Below are 15791 nucleotides of genomic sequence, written 5' to 3' on the forward strand. Positions count from 1 at the left end.
GAAATCTATAGAAAACTCTTATGTGATGGTCATGTGATTGATTTATTGATGAAATTCTATGGCAATGCTTTTATCTATAAGTTTTCTCTATTCTGCTTGACCTATTTCTTGCACCTTATTTTTGGAGGTGTTATGGTGAGTTTAGGTAGATTTTAGGTAGGGTTGAGGACTGAAAATCCTCGTGTCGGCGGCGGAAGTCTGCTATACTCACATGTTTTTTGAATGCCAGGAGGCGGACTTGAACCGCCGACACGAGGATTTTCAGTCCTCTGCTCTACCGACTGAGCTATCCCGGCTTATTTTCAATGCTTTACTAAGCAAACACTAAATTCTTTTAGTTGTCAATACCTGAGGAAAAAAATCTGAGGGAAAGGCGATCGCCTTTCCCTTCTATCCTAAATCGGACGTAAGCGAGTTAACTTCAAGTTGAACTGACCTCCAGCAGTTTCACCAAAGGCACGTACCCGTACAATATACGTCCCTGACTTGGTAATCCGGGCAAAGAGCAGGGAATTGGTACTGCCATCAGGACCATCATCATTTTCAGCAACGGTGGTGCCATCATCACCCAGTAGGGTAACAATGGTATCAAACTGATCGGAATGCAGGTCAACTACTACATTATCCCCTTCATTCAAATTGACTATGTAATCGCGTGCAAACCCCCCTTGGCCAGTGGGAATATCCTTTTGCGAGAGGGTATCAGTAATTTCATTGCTCGTAGGTAATGGCTTGGGATTATAAATTTCTGATTGGGCCTGAGCTGCTGTCTGAAGACCGATCGCCATCAACAGGCTGAATACGAAACGAATACCGCTACTTGGGGTAGCTAAAGAGTTAAGCATGAAACATCAAGTCAACTGATGGATTTTCTGTGAATATCTTAAACTACGCTTTCAAGTAATCGCCAATATTATCTCACGTTCTGATTAGGTTTCAATATTACCGCGACGAGCTACTGCACACCGGGGAGCAATCCACCATGGGCCGCCTTCATTCCCTCTCAAGTCGCATTGTTCGATGGGTCCTGCACCATTAGAAGTAACATAAATCCCTTGTTTTTGGTTGCCATATAACCGGCATTGTTTCAAACTCAGATTACTTTGTTTTTTGATGTGTACACCTCGCCCACCATTTTGGAAAATCTCACAGAAGGACGCACTACCGTGACCGGCTTCAGACACTAGAATCCCCTCGCCAGTCATTTGGGAAATCTGGCAATGTTCTAAGTTCGCTTCAGCATGGCGATCGCTTTTAACACCAATCGTCTGGCCATAAATCTGACAAAATTCTAGGCTAGAGCGGCTATCTTGTGTCATCCAAACTCCATATTGGGAATCTCCAGTCACTTCACATCGACGTAGAGTGGCGTTCGTATTTTTTCCTTTGATGTAAATATTAGCCAGTCCACTCCCGTGAATAGTACACTCTTCCAGGGTGAGGTTGCCATGGGTGATAGAGATGGCGTAGGGACTATGGAGACGTTGACCCATGAAGCGACCGAGGCGATCGGCGCGGTGAATTTGTGTCCAGTTGCGGTAGTGAAAGGTTACACCCCGAATCAGGGCGCGATCGCCTTCCATTCGCACGCAAGGGGCCAATTGACTCTCGATAATAATATCTTCCTTATTTCCTTCACCCATAATTTGTAAGGGTTTATCAATTCGTAAGCTTTCAGCATAAAAACCGGCACGGACTTTAACGATCGTATAAGGAAGGGCGTTTTTAATCGCTTCATTCAGAGTGCGATAGTTAGCTGGCCCCAGTTTAGCCACAACTAGGGGCGGTGCGTCCAGGAATTCGGGATCGTCTTCTGAAGGTTGAGTAATCGTGGGCAGGTTATAGGGGCTACTATTGAGGTCATTGAGCGCTTCTTGGGCTGATTGATAGCGATCGCCGATCGCCACCTGAGTCAGTTTATCCAACATCCCCCCCAGGTTTTCACTGATAGGATTCCCCTGTAATTGGGTTTCGCGCCATAACCAGCGTCCTTGACTGGGATCATAGAGGCGATCGGGTTCCACTCCCGTTAACAGACATAAACCGGTTACCCCTAAACTATATAAGTCACTGGCTGGATAGGTTTTACCTGTGAGCATCTGTTCCAAGGGGGCGTAGCCTTGCGTGCCAATCCCGACCGTTCCCGTTTGCGCGATCGCCGTTTGGGCCAATTGCTTAGAAATACCAAAATCAATCAGGACAAAGCCTTCCGGAGCTGATTCTAGCCCCTGTCGGAGCATCAGGTTTGCTGGTTTAATATCCCGGTGTATAATCTGACGATTATGGATAAATTGCAGTACCGGCAAGAGTCCTTGGAGTAGATTCCTAATTTGAGCCTCTGTAAACGGGCCATTTTGCTGCAAACATTGGGCTAAATTCTGTCCAGGGATAAACTCTTGGACTAAATAGCGTTGGTTCTCTTCTTGGAAAAAGTCCCATAAACTGGGGATTTGGGGATGGGCATCCAGATTCGTCAGCCGTTCGGCTTCCTGTTCAAACAGGGCGATCGCCTTTTCATACAGAGCCGCATTCCCTTGTACTTTCGGCAGGGAAACCAAGTGTTTAATCGCACATTTTGCCTCCCCCCGTTCTCGATCCAGACCCAAGTACGTGCGAGCGCATCCACTGGTATTCGAAATTAACTGCATCACCTGATAGCGTCCTTTCAGCAACCGCAGTGCTGACCCACAATTGAGGCAAAATTGGGTAGATAGTGGATTTTGGGGTTGCGAACACTCTGGGTTGAGACAGTAGCTCATGAATCAATTAAAAATTACAATCCTTTAGATTTCCGTGGCATCAGTTATCCCTTCAAAACTTACCCCAAAAAAGGGGAAAAGTAAGTCATAAGCCGGATTCTGTTCTCCAAGATCCCTAAAGAGATCTTGGGGGGAGTTATCTATCTGGGACATTTGTTGCCAAATGCCTCAAGCGGTTCATAATCCTGGAACAGGTAAAAGACCAACCTTCGTTCCATCTGCCTTGCTCCCAACCGGGGTTTACCGAGCCAGCACCTCTCGATACTGCTGGTGCGCTCTTACCGCACCCTTGCACCCTTACCTGTATGCTTAATGCACCATCGGCGGTATGTTTCTGTGGCACTCTCCTCACGATCGCTCGCACTGGGCGTTACCCAGCAAGTTTGGTCTTTCGGGAGTCCGGACTTTCCTCAAACCGAGTTCCCTCGATCTGCAACGCCCTCCCTTACTTTTCCCTGTTATTAGTTTATCTAAATACGGGGTTCTAATATAATGTCCCCAATTCTGAACAATGCCATGCCTCTGCCAATACATGACTTAACCAACTGCGTTGTGAGGCATCCAAAAAGCCATCATCTGCTAAAATTTCTTCCTTGAGATCGTCTAAGGATTGACCTTGGGAACGGGAAATATTAATGACTCCGGCGATCGCCGCTGCCACGACTTCCTCATCTACAGGCTTGTGGCGCAAGGCTATGATATCTTGAGAATGCTGTGGAATCGGGTAGTTCATCGTTATCTGAATCCGTTTTAATCAGTTGAAGAGATCGTGAGAATAATGTAAAATTTTGTAACATTATTTTAATCACGTAATCGCGATGATAACATATTTTTTGATTTTGTCAAGATATTTTTTGTAGAAGTACCGATGCAAGAACTCCTTTATTTAGAAATTCCCCAACCCAATACCTCTAGCGTACTGACTTGGTTACAGCAGCAGTACGACCCCCCCATCGGCGAAAAGTTCCTCACTCCAGATGGTTTTAGACTCCATTTCCCTCAACGAGACCCTCTGTCAATATTCATTTGGTCAGTTCAGCGCACCACTTACCTCAAACTCTTCCGTTGGTCAAACACTCCCATTCCCCAAGAGGGACGAGTGATTAATCACCTAAAAAACCAGCTTCAGAGACAATTTCCCCATGAATACCCGGAACCCCCAGAAATCGATTTATCCAAACAGTCTATTTTTGAAGCCTTAGCGCCCTACTATCCACAAACGGTACATTATTTCCAGAAAATGCCCAGGGGAGAATATGACCTCAACCGGGTGTATTGGTGGGAAAAACGATGGCGGGAAAATGTGCGCAAGCCCCAGATTCCAACTCCTGTCATTCGCCCCTTAGAAACCCCTTTATCTAAGGAGAATACCTACGATTTAATTTATATTGGCGGTGCATTAGGAGCCATTCATTCTGCACTCATGGCAGCACGAGGCTATCGGGTGTTATTGGTCGAACGTTTGCCCTATGGTCGGATGAATCGGGAATGGAATATTTCTAGGGATGAATTCGCCCAGTTAATTGAGTTAGGATTGTTTACTCAAGAAGAATTTGAAAACTTAATTGCCCGGGAATATGTAGACGGGTTTAATAAGTTTTTTGATAGTAATAATCCGGAGAATCTGAAAGCCAAAGTTTTGCATACGCCCAAGGTCTTGAATATTGCCATGGCCTCGGATAAGTTGTTGGGCAGTTGTGGCGAGAAGTTACTGAAAGCTGGCGGTGAAATTCGGGATGAAACCGAATTTCAATATGCAGAAGTAGCAGATAATGGAGTCAGGTTAACTTTAAAGCATTTGGGAACTGGGGAAACATCCCAAGTGCAAGGTCGCCTGCTGATTGATGCCATGGGGACGGCTTCTCCCATTGCCTGGCAGTTGAATGGAAATCGGGCGTTTGATAGTGTCTGTCCTACCGTGGGTGCGATGATTGATGGCGGGTTTGAACCAGGGGTTTGGGATTCAGATTATGGGGATGTTTTGAATAGCCATGGAGATGTTTCTCGAGGAAGACAGTTGATTTGGGAGTTATTCCCTGGTGCAGGTCAGGAGTTAACGTTCTATCTATTTCATTACCATCAAGTGCATCCGGATAATCCCGGTTCGTTGCTGGAAATGTATGAGGACTTTTTCACCATTTTGCCTGAATATCGGCGCTGCGATCTGGAGAAATTGGTGTGGAAAAAGCCGACGTTTGGCTATATTCCCGGTCATTTTAGTTTAGGAAATAGCGATCGCAAAGTAGCCAGCAATCGTGTATTGGCGATCGGCGATGCAGCCTCCCTTCAGTCTCCTCTCGTCTTTACTGGGTTTGGCTCTTTAGTGCGCAATCTGCCCCGCTTAACCGCTCTTCTGGATGTAGCGCTCAAGTACGATCGACTCACCAGCAAAGATCTAGCTGCCATTCGCGCTTACCAAGATAATACTGCCGTCACCTGGCTGTTTTCTAAGGGGATGATGGTTCCCACCCACCGTCATATTCAACCCCAGCTCATTAACGCCATGTTAAATACATTTTTCGGGTTATTGGCGGATGAACCTCCAGAAGTGGCCGATACTTTTATCAAAGATCGCACGACTTGGCTCTTATTTAATCGATTAGCCTTAAAAGCAGCCGTCAAAAATCCCGCCTTATTGCTGTGGATCTGGGAATTAGCTGGAGCAAAAGATATGTTGCGATGGTTATCCACGTACACCAGTTTTACCACCAAAGCCTTTATTCACGCCCTATTGCGTCCCTGGTTTCCCCAGTTTAGTCAATGGTGTGCGGGGTGGATGGGCGATCGCTATCCAGGGTTATGGTTAAAGATTTTAAGTTTAAACTACAGTCTCTCCGGTAATTGGGGACAAGCCATTCAAGACTTGAGACATCGATAGTCCGCCTGTTCTATGCCCTCAGTTGCAATATCAGTTGTTCAGCCCTATAAACTGCTTTATTCTGCCGATCAAAAACTGGCTCTTTCTCTGAGAAGTTTGACAATTTCCCTATCATCAAACTCATCTACCAGTTGATGGAGATGATTGCAAAATACAGCATAATCCCGATCTAGCTCGCGCAAACGATTGACTTCTGACTCCAATGTAGTAAAGTCTCCAATGGTTGCTGCCTTATACAATTCTCCCAATTCTTCTGAGGAAGGCCAAATCCACTCAGTCTGTTGGCTAGAAGCTTGTTTATCTGAACTCTGTCCATCCTGCTCATAAACCCATGTCAAATGTAGGTACTTTTGCAAGCAAATCAGTAACTGTTCAAAATCTACGGGCTTCGGTAAAAAATCATCACATCCGGCTTCTAAACTTTGCCCTCGATCTGCTTCTGAAACACTGGCACTAGAGGCAATAACTGGCAAACCCATTCTTGGTGATGATATTCCATATTCTTGGGGCGATCGCCGAAGCTCGCGTACAAACTCAAAACCATCCATCACGGGCATTGCCAAATCAGTAATCACCAGATCGGGCTGAAAGGTTACCATACGCTCTAAACCCTCTTCACCATCGCCAGCTTCTTCAAGGACAAACCCCAGAGGACTTAAGACGGCGATCGCCACCTGTCGATTGACATCTCGATCGTCAACAATGAGCAATTTACGGCGATCGCCCTCATACCCAACAATCTTACCTCGTTCAACCCTCGTTGCCCCACTTGTCCACTCCTCAGAAACCGGTAGCTCCATCGCAAACCAGAACTGACTTCCTTGACCATAAACCGAGGTTACTTCAATTTTCCCTCCCATCATTTCCACAATTTTACGACTAATTGCTAATCCTAATCCCGTCCCTTCAGAGCGCTTGAAACTCGAACCCACTTGCTCAAACGGGAGAAAAATTTTGGTTAATTGTTCGGCCGTCATTCCGACTCCAGTATCTTGGATATCAAAGCGAATTTTGTTGCTCAAATGTTCGCAAGTTACAGTAAATATAACACTCCCTATTTCTGTAAACTTAGCTGCATTACCTAAAAGATTGAGTAAAACCTGACGCAGACGTTTTTCATCGGCATGAATTCCTTCTGGCAAATGGGGGTCAGGTTGGTAAGATAGTACCAGATTTTTTTGCTCTGTTTTAATCCGAATAATTTCCACAATGCTGTTCAGAAACGAAGGGAAGTGAAAATGTTTCGGAACAAGTTCCATTTTACGAGCTTCAATTTTTGACAAATCTAAAATATCATCGATCAGGGTCAGTAAATGAGAGCCGGATTGATGAATAATCTCAAGTTCTTTTCTATGTTTTTGACTTAAATCCTTAGCCCGTTGTAGAATTTGGGTATAACCGAGAATTCCATTAAGAGGAGTCCGCAGTTCATGGCTCATATTAGCTAGAAAGTCACTTTTGGCTTGGTTGGCTGATTCTGCTACTTCTTTCGCTTGTGCCAGTTGAGCGGTTCGTTCTTCCACTCGTTCTTCTAGTTCAAGATTAGTTTTTTTGATTGCACTAAATGAGGCTTGTAATTGTTTCGCCATATGGTCAAAAGAACGAGCTAGTTCTCCCAGTTCATCCTGTCGTTTAATGGGCAATTCTTGACCCCACTGACCTTCAGAAATTTGGATCGCATTGTCTTCAATTTTCTGGGCTGCTTTACTTAGACTTTCAAGAGGAGAAAGCAATCTAAACTTAACAATAAATATAGCAATAAATACTCCTAGAGCGACAATGAATACTGCCCGGTTAATTAGAAATTGTGCAATAGAAGATGCAACCGAAACCGATTCAGAAAAAGGTTTGACTACGATCAACTTCCAGTATGTTTTGGGCATGTGAAAGATATAAACAATAGATTTTTCTTGCAGCAACCAATCGTCTTCAATATAGAATTTCCGTAACAGCCGAGTTGATTCGGTTTGTGAATGTAAAGGATCGAAAAGTACAGTAGTAATTAGTTCAGCTTTATAAAAATCAATTTGTGGACTGGCTTGCTGAAGTTGTTCTACTATCTCATGACTATACTTCGGCATCTTATGGGCTTTTCCTAAAATCTCCTGATTTACACTTTCTAGAGCTTCTGCAATCGGCAAAAATAGAGTCTGTGATGTAGCAAAATCAGAAACTGAAATGAATTCTATATTACTTTTATTTCTAGAATTATTTCCTGCTTTAACTTGTTTAACTAATTGGATATCCGGAAAGCTTATAAATGTGTTATCACGATCTACAATAAACGCATAACCACTGGTTTCTTTCTGCCATAACTCGGTAAATTTTTGTAAATCTTCCAATCTAACATCGATAGTTACGGCTCCAGAGAACTTGCCATTATCCTGAGTTGCCACTGTGCAAGTAACCATGGGTTGTTCAGAAAACGGATCGACATAGGATCGACTCCAGAAGCATTCACCTGGTTCTAGATAGGGGGCGACCACATACCAGTCTTCATTATGGTATCCGGATTGATTATAGTTGTCATAATAAATTAACGTATCATCTAATTCTCTACCCCAAAAAAAACTCCGGTTTTGAGTTTGTGAATCAAAAGCATAAGGTTCTGGCCAAATGCCTCCTCCAGCGATTCCTAAATCTTCTTGAAAGTCAATGATGGTAGGGATAAAATTTTTGAATGTTGTGACAGATTTGGGTAATTGCTCTGCGGTCAGAGCTAAGAGTCGAGTCAGAGCAGCAACTTCTCTAGACCGAGAATCTAAATCGGAGATGGCGCGATCGCCGGTTTGTTGAATTAGACGAGAGGATTCAGTAAAAAATAAACTTTTGCCTTCCGTGTTAATCGTAAGTATAAAACTGCCAATCAGACCAAAAGCGAAAATCCCTAAACCGCTTAATACCTGGAAGTTTAAGCTCATATACCATTTAGTTTTAGGCGGATTCATCTCAAAAGTCCAAACGCTTACAGGAAGAAAATAGTCAAATCATGATTTGATGTTATGCCAAAAGTAATAAATTGACACCCTGATTAATGCTTGGTGGAGAGGTGGATTGACAAGATGGATTCTTTTTTGCCTAAATGTTGGTTAACCCGCCCCTACAGGATTTTTCCTGGACTCCATAGCCCAATGAATGCGTGCGCGAATACTTGGCTCTTCTTCCTGGTGGGTAAGCTGCTGGAAGTGATTGAAGATCGGTTCGTGGAGGTTTGGATCGACTGTTTCACTCAGAGAGCCTAACCCGACAACGGCGGCATAGCGCACGACCCATTCTGGATCTGCGGTAACTTGAAATAGGGTTTTCATGACCTGTTGTTGAGCAGCAGCTACTTCAGCAGAAGGCATTTTGTACCATTGGATCGTACCGAGTCCCCTGGCAGCTCCGCGACGGACACTCATCGAGAAGTCGTTCACAGCAGCGTCGAGGAGAGTTTCTAAGGCTTGAGGATGGCCAATTCCAGCCAGGGCACGAATCGCCCAAGCTCGCCCCCCGTAGTTATAGTCATCAAGAAGTTCCAACAGGTCATTGACAGCTAAATCTCCGAGGGCAATTAAGCCATCAACAGCGGCAACGGCGGCTCCAGGGTTGTTGAAACTGAGGACTTGAATGAGGGTAGGGGCAGCTTCAGTGATTTGGGCAGCAGCGAGCTGTTCGACGGCATCAACCAGGGTATCGGAAGAGTCGGCTTTGTCAACGGCTTCTAGAAGGCTGGATAGAGGGGACATTTCAATTAAAAATGAGAAATTTAAAAATGAGAAATTAGAAATTAAAAATTGTTAGAGCAAAGAGTCCATGAGTATCATGAGGTCGATCGCCGTTTGGCTCGGAGACTCTTGAGAATCGCTGGCTTGGAGATGATGCTCTAAGAGTCCTTTGAGGGAAATGAGTTTGAGGCTATTTTCGGCTAGGGTTTGGGAGATCGCCTCAGCAGCAGGTAAATAACCGATCGCGCCTAAATCGGACAGAACCGCGCGGCGCAGTTGGAGTTTATCTCCTTGCAGAGCCGCCACCAGGCGATCGCCATATTTCCGGTCTCCCGTTAACTGATAGAGGGCACGGGCAGCTCCGTATTGTTCGATTGCTAAGGGATGATTGAGAAAGGGTTCAATGTAGGGAATGGCTGCTTTCACCCCTAAAATTCCCAGGGTTTCGATTGTGGCATTGTAGGGTTGAGCCAGATGGGGACAACCGGGAATGGGTTGAGCTGCCTCTAGTCCACCTTCGAGCAGGTTTAAAAGTTCTGGAATAGCCGCGTCAAAGTGGCCCAGATCGAGATCTTCTCCAAGTTCTCCTAGGGCTTGGGCTGCTGTTTCCCGGACATAGAAATCCGGGCAATGGAGGCATTCTACCAATGCCGGAACGACCCTCGGTTCCGCCAGTTTACCCAGGGCACGGGCGGCATTGCGTCGTAGAGCATAGCCCCCTTCTGGAGTGCGATCGCTTTCATCTTCTAAAGCCGCCACCAGGGCATCAATGGCTTCCGGTTCTTTGACTCGAAACCGTCCCAGCCACCAAGCCGCATAATATCGTTCTCCTTGGTCTCCCTGGAGTAAATTCGTAATGGCTTGGTCTACCGTCAGTTGAGGTGCTTCAGAACTTGATGAGGGGGCATTAATCATGGCCAGGGATAGAAACACAAGACATTTAAACACAACTGTGCCCGGAACTCTAAACAGATGTCAGCTTTCGACATTCACCTGTCTAAAGTTCCGGGCCCTATTGCTTCAGCGATGACTAGCTTAAAGCATTGATGGCATAGTCAATGTAGCCGTTAGCAGCAGTAGCACCATTTCCGGTTAAACCGTGGTTAGCTTTGATGTATTTCAGAGCTTCGATGTACCAACTGGGGGACAATTCAAAAGTCCGGTTGATTTCATCGATACCAGCAATCAGATACTCATCCATGGGGCCAGTACCATTAGCGATTAAGCAGTAAGTAATCATCCGCAGGTAGTAACCAATGTCACGGGCACACTTGTCTTTACCCCGTTGATCGGCAGCATAGTTGGGGCCTTGCATTTGGGTGGTATAAGGGAATTTGTTATACACCGCTTGAGCGGCTCCGTTGATGAGCTGATCTTTCTTTTGGGTTAAGGCTTTAGCAGCAGCAATGAAATCACCAGCTTTTTGGAAACTACCAAAGGCGGCTTGGATTTCGGTGTTGCTTAGAAAGCGACCTTGGGAGTCAGCAGCAGCAACTGCTTCAGTCAGAGGGGTTTTCATGGTTGATGTATCTTCCTACGAGTTGTTTTGCAAAAGTTTCAAAAATAGAAATTTTGAAGCAGAATCAAGACCGAATGGGAGCTATGAAATTCCCAATGGTGAAATTTAGCCTACTGAACCAGCAGCTTTATCGAAGTATCCAGCAATTTCGGATACTAGGGCAGAGCAATCGCCAGGGGTGATTCCATTGCGGTCGTTAACAATAGCGATCGCAGCATCTTTCATTTTGCCTACGCCTACAGCTACGGAAGTACCAGGAGTTCCTAGAGCTTGGTAGGTTTCACGCAGACCATTGAGACAACGATCTTCGAGAACGCTGGCATCTCCAGTGAAGACAGCGTAGGTTACATAACGCAGGATGATTTCCATATCGCGCAAGCAAGCAGCCATGCGACGGCTGGTGTAAGCGTTTCCACCAGGAGCGATGAGCTGGGGTTGTTCAGCAAATAAGGAACGAGCTGCACTAGCAACAATCGTAGAAGCGTTTCCGGTAATCCGGTTAACGGCATCCATGCGTTTGTTACCATCAGCAACCATGGCGCTTAGGGCATCAAGTTGGCCATCGGTCAGGTATTCGCCTCTAGCATCAGCCTGAGAAACCACCTTTGTGAATGCATCGAACATTGACTAAATCTCCTATTTAAGTAGGTCTAGATTCTGGTTACAGAATCGGTTCAACAAGTGCAAGCTGGTCAAGCTACCCGGAAAGACTTGAACAACAGATCCAAAACCATAACTTGGGATTCTCGATTCAGTTTACCTGAGTTCAGGTTTAAGTCCACACTCTCAGACCTTTTTGAATAATCTGAGAAGCTTGGGGCTTTGGATGAGAAAGTCAAAAAGCACTGGAAACCTATGCTTGGGTTTTGGTTGGCCTGTTATTTTAGCCCTCCACTTAACTCTTATACAATGTTGTTGGGTCTTAATTTGTTACATATTATTAAGATTTTAATCTCTGCTATCAAACACCAAAAACTGGCACCCGATCCTTCGAGGAATGCCTGTACAATTCGGTTTTGCCGAACTCCTGGGGTATCGACAGACAAGCCTAATCGATCTGATGCTCCTGGCTGGGTCTTTATTCTTCTGAAATTGGGGGTTAATGGGGTAAATTTCGTTCTAAATCAAACAGAAAACCATGGATATACTCCTCCGTCCACTCCGGGCCATAAAACCGGGTAAACATTCCCCTGGCAGGATCTTTTTCTGCTCGATAGCGAATGTATCTCAACTGAGCTTGTTGGATTTTTAGCAAGTCTTCTTCGCCATTGATGGGTTGAGCCTCTTTCACAAAGGTGACGTAAGCAGCCAAGTAGTCCTCAAATGCCGCCAATACTCGCTCTTCAACCACCTCTGTTTTTTGAGGACGAGTCCATAAAAAAGCGGGGGAGAAAAAGGGTTGTGCTTCTTCCGGAAAGTCTCCCCCCCAAGGTAGATGCTCTTGATGAGTTTTAAAGAGGGGCAAAATGGGTTTAGTGTATTTTTCCTGATAGGAGGGATCATCCCGAAATAGGGGCTGCATGTCCAAGGCAATCAAATGGCCTCCCGGTAAGGTGACTAAATCCGCGCCAAAAAACGGTAAGTCGTAGTTGAGATGGGGAAAAATGACAAAATTGAGAACCTGTAGGGCTTCTCCTCCTTGGACATGAGCGGCGCGAATTTGACGCAGTTTGTCCGTTTGAAAGGCTTTGCTGGTAGTCAGTACCTCGGATTGACGCTGTCCTTTACCCACCGTAGCTTGTTTGGATTCAAAGCCTTGGGGAATGGGATAGGGTTCTAGGTCTAGGTGTTCTTCCAGATAGGCGATCGCACGATCTAAAAACGGTTGATATAAAGTACTCACCATAGGAGTTGCCTCGATTTCATACTCTTCTGTTTGGGCTTCCTACCTGTTTATTGGGCACTCACCGCTAAAGGCTTTGCTTCAGAGAACAAAAACTCATACAAAAACTGCTCTGACCATTCATGGCCAAAGTAGCTACTAAATAAGCCTGATGCGGGGTCGCGATCGGCGCTATACTGATCGTAATCCCGTTGGGCGCTGCGAATTCTTTCGATTTCTGTCGGATCGGTTGACGGTTTAGCCTTGCCGAGTAACTCCCAATAGAGATTTAAGTAATCTTTATAGGCTTCAAACACCTCAGTTTTTACCGTTTCGGTATCCGTTTTAGCAAACAAGAGATATTGGGAGAAATATTGATTAGCATCATAAAACTTCATCTCTAAATTTTGCGCTAAATCACTGTAGCGATCGCGCACTTCTTTCATCGGTTCAATATACTCTTTTAAGTAGTCTGGATCGCGAAAGAGGGGCTGAAAATCCATCACCACTAAATTTTTCTTAGATTTCCCAAACGAGAGAAAATCAATTCCTAGCAGCGGTAAATCATACTCGTAACTGGGATAAATTACACTATTAAAAACCTGAGACGCTTCACCCCCATCAATATAAGTGTAGCGAATTTTTCGCAGTTCCGGGCTTTGATAACACCAACTTTGAATCGTTGCCGGATGCTTACCACGAGTACTCACCTGACGTTCTAGACCTGGGGGAATCGGTTGACTTTGTAAATCAAACCGCTCAAATAACTCCTGTTCTAAAAAATCCATAAAAGGTTTATACATAAGATCCGGACTCATTACACAACTGTTAAACCTTAAGCGTAAAACAACTCAACCAACTCTGTCTCCCCTACGATCCACAAAGACACAATCCTTAACACTTCTGAAGGTCTCAGGAGATACCTTGCCCCTCCAGAGCGATCTATGTACCATGATCAAAGTTATCTGTCGATCATCAATTGAGTCTCGATCATGCGCCCTATCCGGCTCTTCTCTCTCATTCAAACCTTTTTCAGAATCTGGAAGGGCATTCTAGGAGTTTGTCTTATTACCATCATTGTATCTGGACTCTTTAGTTCTCCAGCCTTCAGTCAGATCTCCATCTTCCCTACATCAGATCCCGAACAATCACCCTCTACTCTGGGCTGGAATATCAATCAAATGTATGATTGTGGCAACATTTTATGTAGTCCAGTGTACTTAGACGGCCAATTCTTGTTTGCTGTAACTTCTTTGCCAGAAAATCAGCTCAAGAGTGGAGATCAATACATTCTTTCAGCAGAAGAACGATCTAAAAACATTCAAAATACCCTCTATAAAATTATTCACTCTAAACAAGACTATGACCAACAACAGGTAAAAGAGAATGGGACTTATGCTTCGTCTCCCATTAAAATAGAGGTCGGTTTTTTGTTTGGTCAAACCGTGGTTTTTTTGCCCGATCAAGAGGGTTTGGTCTCTCGCAAAATCGTAACCATAACTGAACTCGATGCTCGCTACTCAGAGCAACAAATCTCTGGCTTAGCAGAAGAATGGAAAAGCATTATTGAGCAACAACTCAAAAAATCGATATACGAACGTCAAAAATTATTACAGTCTCCCTTTGAACCCCTCAGAAAGATAGTCCAGCGACTGCTATGGATTATCTTTATTAGCATCTCTGTTTATGCCATCTATCGATTAGTGAAAGCTTGGGATCGTAAACTACGGCGCACTCTTGAAGAACTCGATCGTAGTATCCAATTGAATCCAAAATCGGTCTCATCAGAACCGATAAAATCTGGGGCTACTGAGATCGATGGAAACGCTCAAAAATCACCTTTCTCTGAACAATTAGAATGGATCTTAAAAGAGGATATGAAACTGCCTATCTTTTGGCAGCAAATCAATACCACCACGACCCAATTAGAATCCATGTTGCACGCTTTACCTCAATTATTGCTTCAGCGCCGCACATTAATCAAACAACAGCGTAACTTCCTTAACTTAATTTTGCAATTGCTCTTAGCCGCACAATTTCTGATTTGGGCTTGGGGAGCAGCAGCGTTAGTCAATACCTATCCCCAAACTCGTAACTATCAACATTTCTTTGTGCAATTGAGTCTGAGTTTACCTCTGGTATGGGTTACGATCATTATCATCAATAAACTGGGGGATTTTTTGATTGAATGGTCTCTAAGTCGATGGGCTAGATATTCGGCACGCCAGGAATCAAGTTCTTCTTCTCGGTATGCCTTAAGATCTAATACTTATGCAACAGCTCTTACCCAACTAACAACCTTTATCTTTGTGACTATTGGTTTGCTTATGACTTTGCGGATATTAGGTTTTTCTCCGGCCATACTGGCTAGTTTTGGGGTGATTGCGGTAGCGCTGAGTTGGTTTTCTCAAAACACACTTCAAGATTTGCTCAATGGTGCGCTGATTCTCTGGAATGACCGTTATGCGGTTGGAGATGTGGTGGATATTAACGGGGTGGGTGGACTGGTGGAAAAGTTGAATTTGTATCTAACTCAGTTGCGGAATTTGGATGGAGAAGCGATTACGATTCCCAATGGCTCGGTGGGTATAGTCCGCAATATGACGAAGGATTGGTCGCGGGTCAATTTTAGTGTTGTGATTGCCTATGATGCGGATTTAAATCGGGCGATGGAATTAATTGAACAAACTGCCGCAGCGATGAGACAAGAACCGGGGTGGGATACTCTCATGACGGAGGATTTACAAATGCTGGGGGTGGATGAATTGTCTCACCAAGGGGTTTTGATCCGTGCCCTAATCCGAACTCAACCGATTAAACAATGGGATGTGGCTCGTGAGTTTCGTCGGCGACTGAAATTAGTTTTTGAACAAGAAGGAATTGGCATTGGAGTGCCTCAACAAGTCTTTCGAGTTCAGAATCATTCGTCTTTATTTTCTTTAGGGATACAACCAAAGGAATAATCGATCGGTCTGAAATGAGAACTGATTCAAACGATCGCTCGCTCAAGCAGGAGAGGCTTTAGTCTGCTCAAGAAAGCGATCGCCCTGCTGACCAGGAGACCCTACTGATACATTACTCTCCTACTCTTTCAGCATCCTCGGTT

Annotated in this window: 12 protein-coding genes, 1 tRNA gene and 1 other RNA gene; 2 read left to right on the plus strand and 12 right to left on the minus strand. The window is 44.7% G+C overall.

Features of this window, described 5'->3' with window-relative positions; translation table 11 throughout:
* Positions 1 to 223: 223 nt before the first annotated feature.
* The 5 genes from AC3A14_RS07030 to AC3A14_RS07050 form a co-directional block, all read right to left on the minus strand.
* Positions 224 to 296: transfer RNA gene (locus AC3A14_RS07030), tRNA-Phe, on the minus strand.
* A 99-nt stretch (positions 297 to 395) separates the two neighbouring features.
* Positions 396 to 788: a PPC domain-containing protein gene (locus AC3A14_RS07035; protein WP_413039096.1), complete on the minus strand. Its 393-nt coding sequence runs from the start codon at positions 786 to 788 to the stop codon at positions 396 to 398.
* A 141-nt stretch (positions 789 to 929) separates the two neighbouring features.
* Positions 930 to 2759: a protein kinase domain-containing protein gene (locus tag AC3A14_RS07040; protein ID WP_318732882.1), complete on the minus strand. Its 1830-nt coding sequence runs from the start codon at positions 2757 to 2759 to the stop codon at positions 930 to 932.
* Positions 2760 to 2832: 73 nt separating this feature from the next.
* Positions 2833 to 3211: RNase P RNA component class A (gene rnpB / locus AC3A14_RS07045), an RNA gene on the minus strand.
* Between the two features lie 32 nt (positions 3212 to 3243).
* Entirely contained in the window at positions 3244 to 3492 is a 249-nt protein-coding gene (locus AC3A14_RS07050) for a hypothetical protein (protein ID WP_318732881.1), read from the minus strand.
* Positions 3493 to 3627: 135 nt separating this feature from the next.
* On the opposite strand from AC3A14_RS07050, the gene AC3A14_RS07055 reads away from it, so the two are divergent.
* Positions 3628 to 5637: an NAD(P)/FAD-dependent oxidoreductase gene (locus AC3A14_RS07055; protein WP_318732880.1), complete on the plus strand. Its 2010-nt coding sequence runs from the start codon at positions 3628 to 3630 to the stop codon at positions 5635 to 5637.
* Positions 5638 to 5705: 68 nt separating this feature from the next.
* On the opposite strand, the gene AC3A14_RS07060 is transcribed toward AC3A14_RS07055, so the two are convergent.
* The 7 genes from AC3A14_RS07060 to AC3A14_RS07090 all read right to left on the minus strand — a co-directional run bounded on the left by AC3A14_RS07060 (position 5706) and on the right by AC3A14_RS07090 (position 13488).
* On the minus strand, positions 5706 to 8585 hold the full coding sequence (locus AC3A14_RS07060; RefSeq protein WP_318732879.1) for a hybrid sensor histidine kinase/response regulator: 2880 nt from the start codon (positions 8583 to 8585) through the stop codon (positions 5706 to 5708).
* Between the two features lie 141 nt (positions 8586 to 8726).
* A complete protein-coding gene (gene cpcF, locus AC3A14_RS07065) occupies positions 8727 to 9365 on the minus strand; it encodes a C-phycocyanin alpha-cysteine-84 phycocyanobilin lyase subunit CpcF (protein ID WP_318701615.1) in 639 nt (212 codons plus the stop codon).
* 51 nt (positions 9366 to 9416) lie between these two features.
* Entirely contained in the window at positions 9417 to 10259 is an 843-nt protein-coding gene (gene cpcE, locus AC3A14_RS07070) for a C-phycocyanin alpha-cysteine-84 phycocyanobilin lyase subunit CpcE (protein ID WP_413039095.1), read from the minus strand.
* 115 nt (positions 10260 to 10374) lie between these two features.
* Positions 10375 to 10863, minus strand: a complete 489-nt coding sequence (gene cpcA, locus AC3A14_RS07075) for a C-phycocyanin subunit alpha (protein ID WP_271940497.1) — start codon at positions 10861 to 10863, stop codon at positions 10375 to 10377.
* A gap of 105 nt (positions 10864 to 10968) precedes the next feature.
* Positions 10969 to 11487: a C-phycocyanin subunit beta gene (cpcB, locus tag AC3A14_RS07080; RefSeq protein WP_271940498.1), complete on the minus strand. Its 519-nt coding sequence runs from the start codon at positions 11485 to 11487 to the stop codon at positions 10969 to 10971.
* 475 nt (positions 11488 to 11962) lie between these two features.
* On the minus strand, positions 11963 to 12709 hold the full coding sequence (locus AC3A14_RS07085) for a phycoerythrobilin:ferredoxin oxidoreductase (RefSeq protein WP_318719105.1): 747 nt from the start codon (positions 12707 to 12709) through the stop codon (positions 11963 to 11965).
* A gap of 47 nt (positions 12710 to 12756) precedes the next feature.
* Entirely contained in the window at positions 12757 to 13488 is a 732-nt protein-coding gene (locus AC3A14_RS07090; protein ID WP_318701607.1) for a 15,16-dihydrobiliverdin:ferredoxin oxidoreductase, read from the minus strand.
* A 189-nt stretch (positions 13489 to 13677) separates the two neighbouring features.
* Between AC3A14_RS07090 and AC3A14_RS07095 the strand changes: the two genes are divergently transcribed.
* A complete protein-coding gene (locus tag AC3A14_RS07095) occupies positions 13678 to 15648 on the plus strand; it encodes a mechanosensitive ion channel family protein (protein ID WP_318732877.1) in 1971 nt (656 codons plus the stop codon).
* The last annotated feature ends 143 nt before the right edge of the window (positions 15649 to 15791 follow it).

This window comes from Roseofilum sp. (assembly GCF_982964205.1).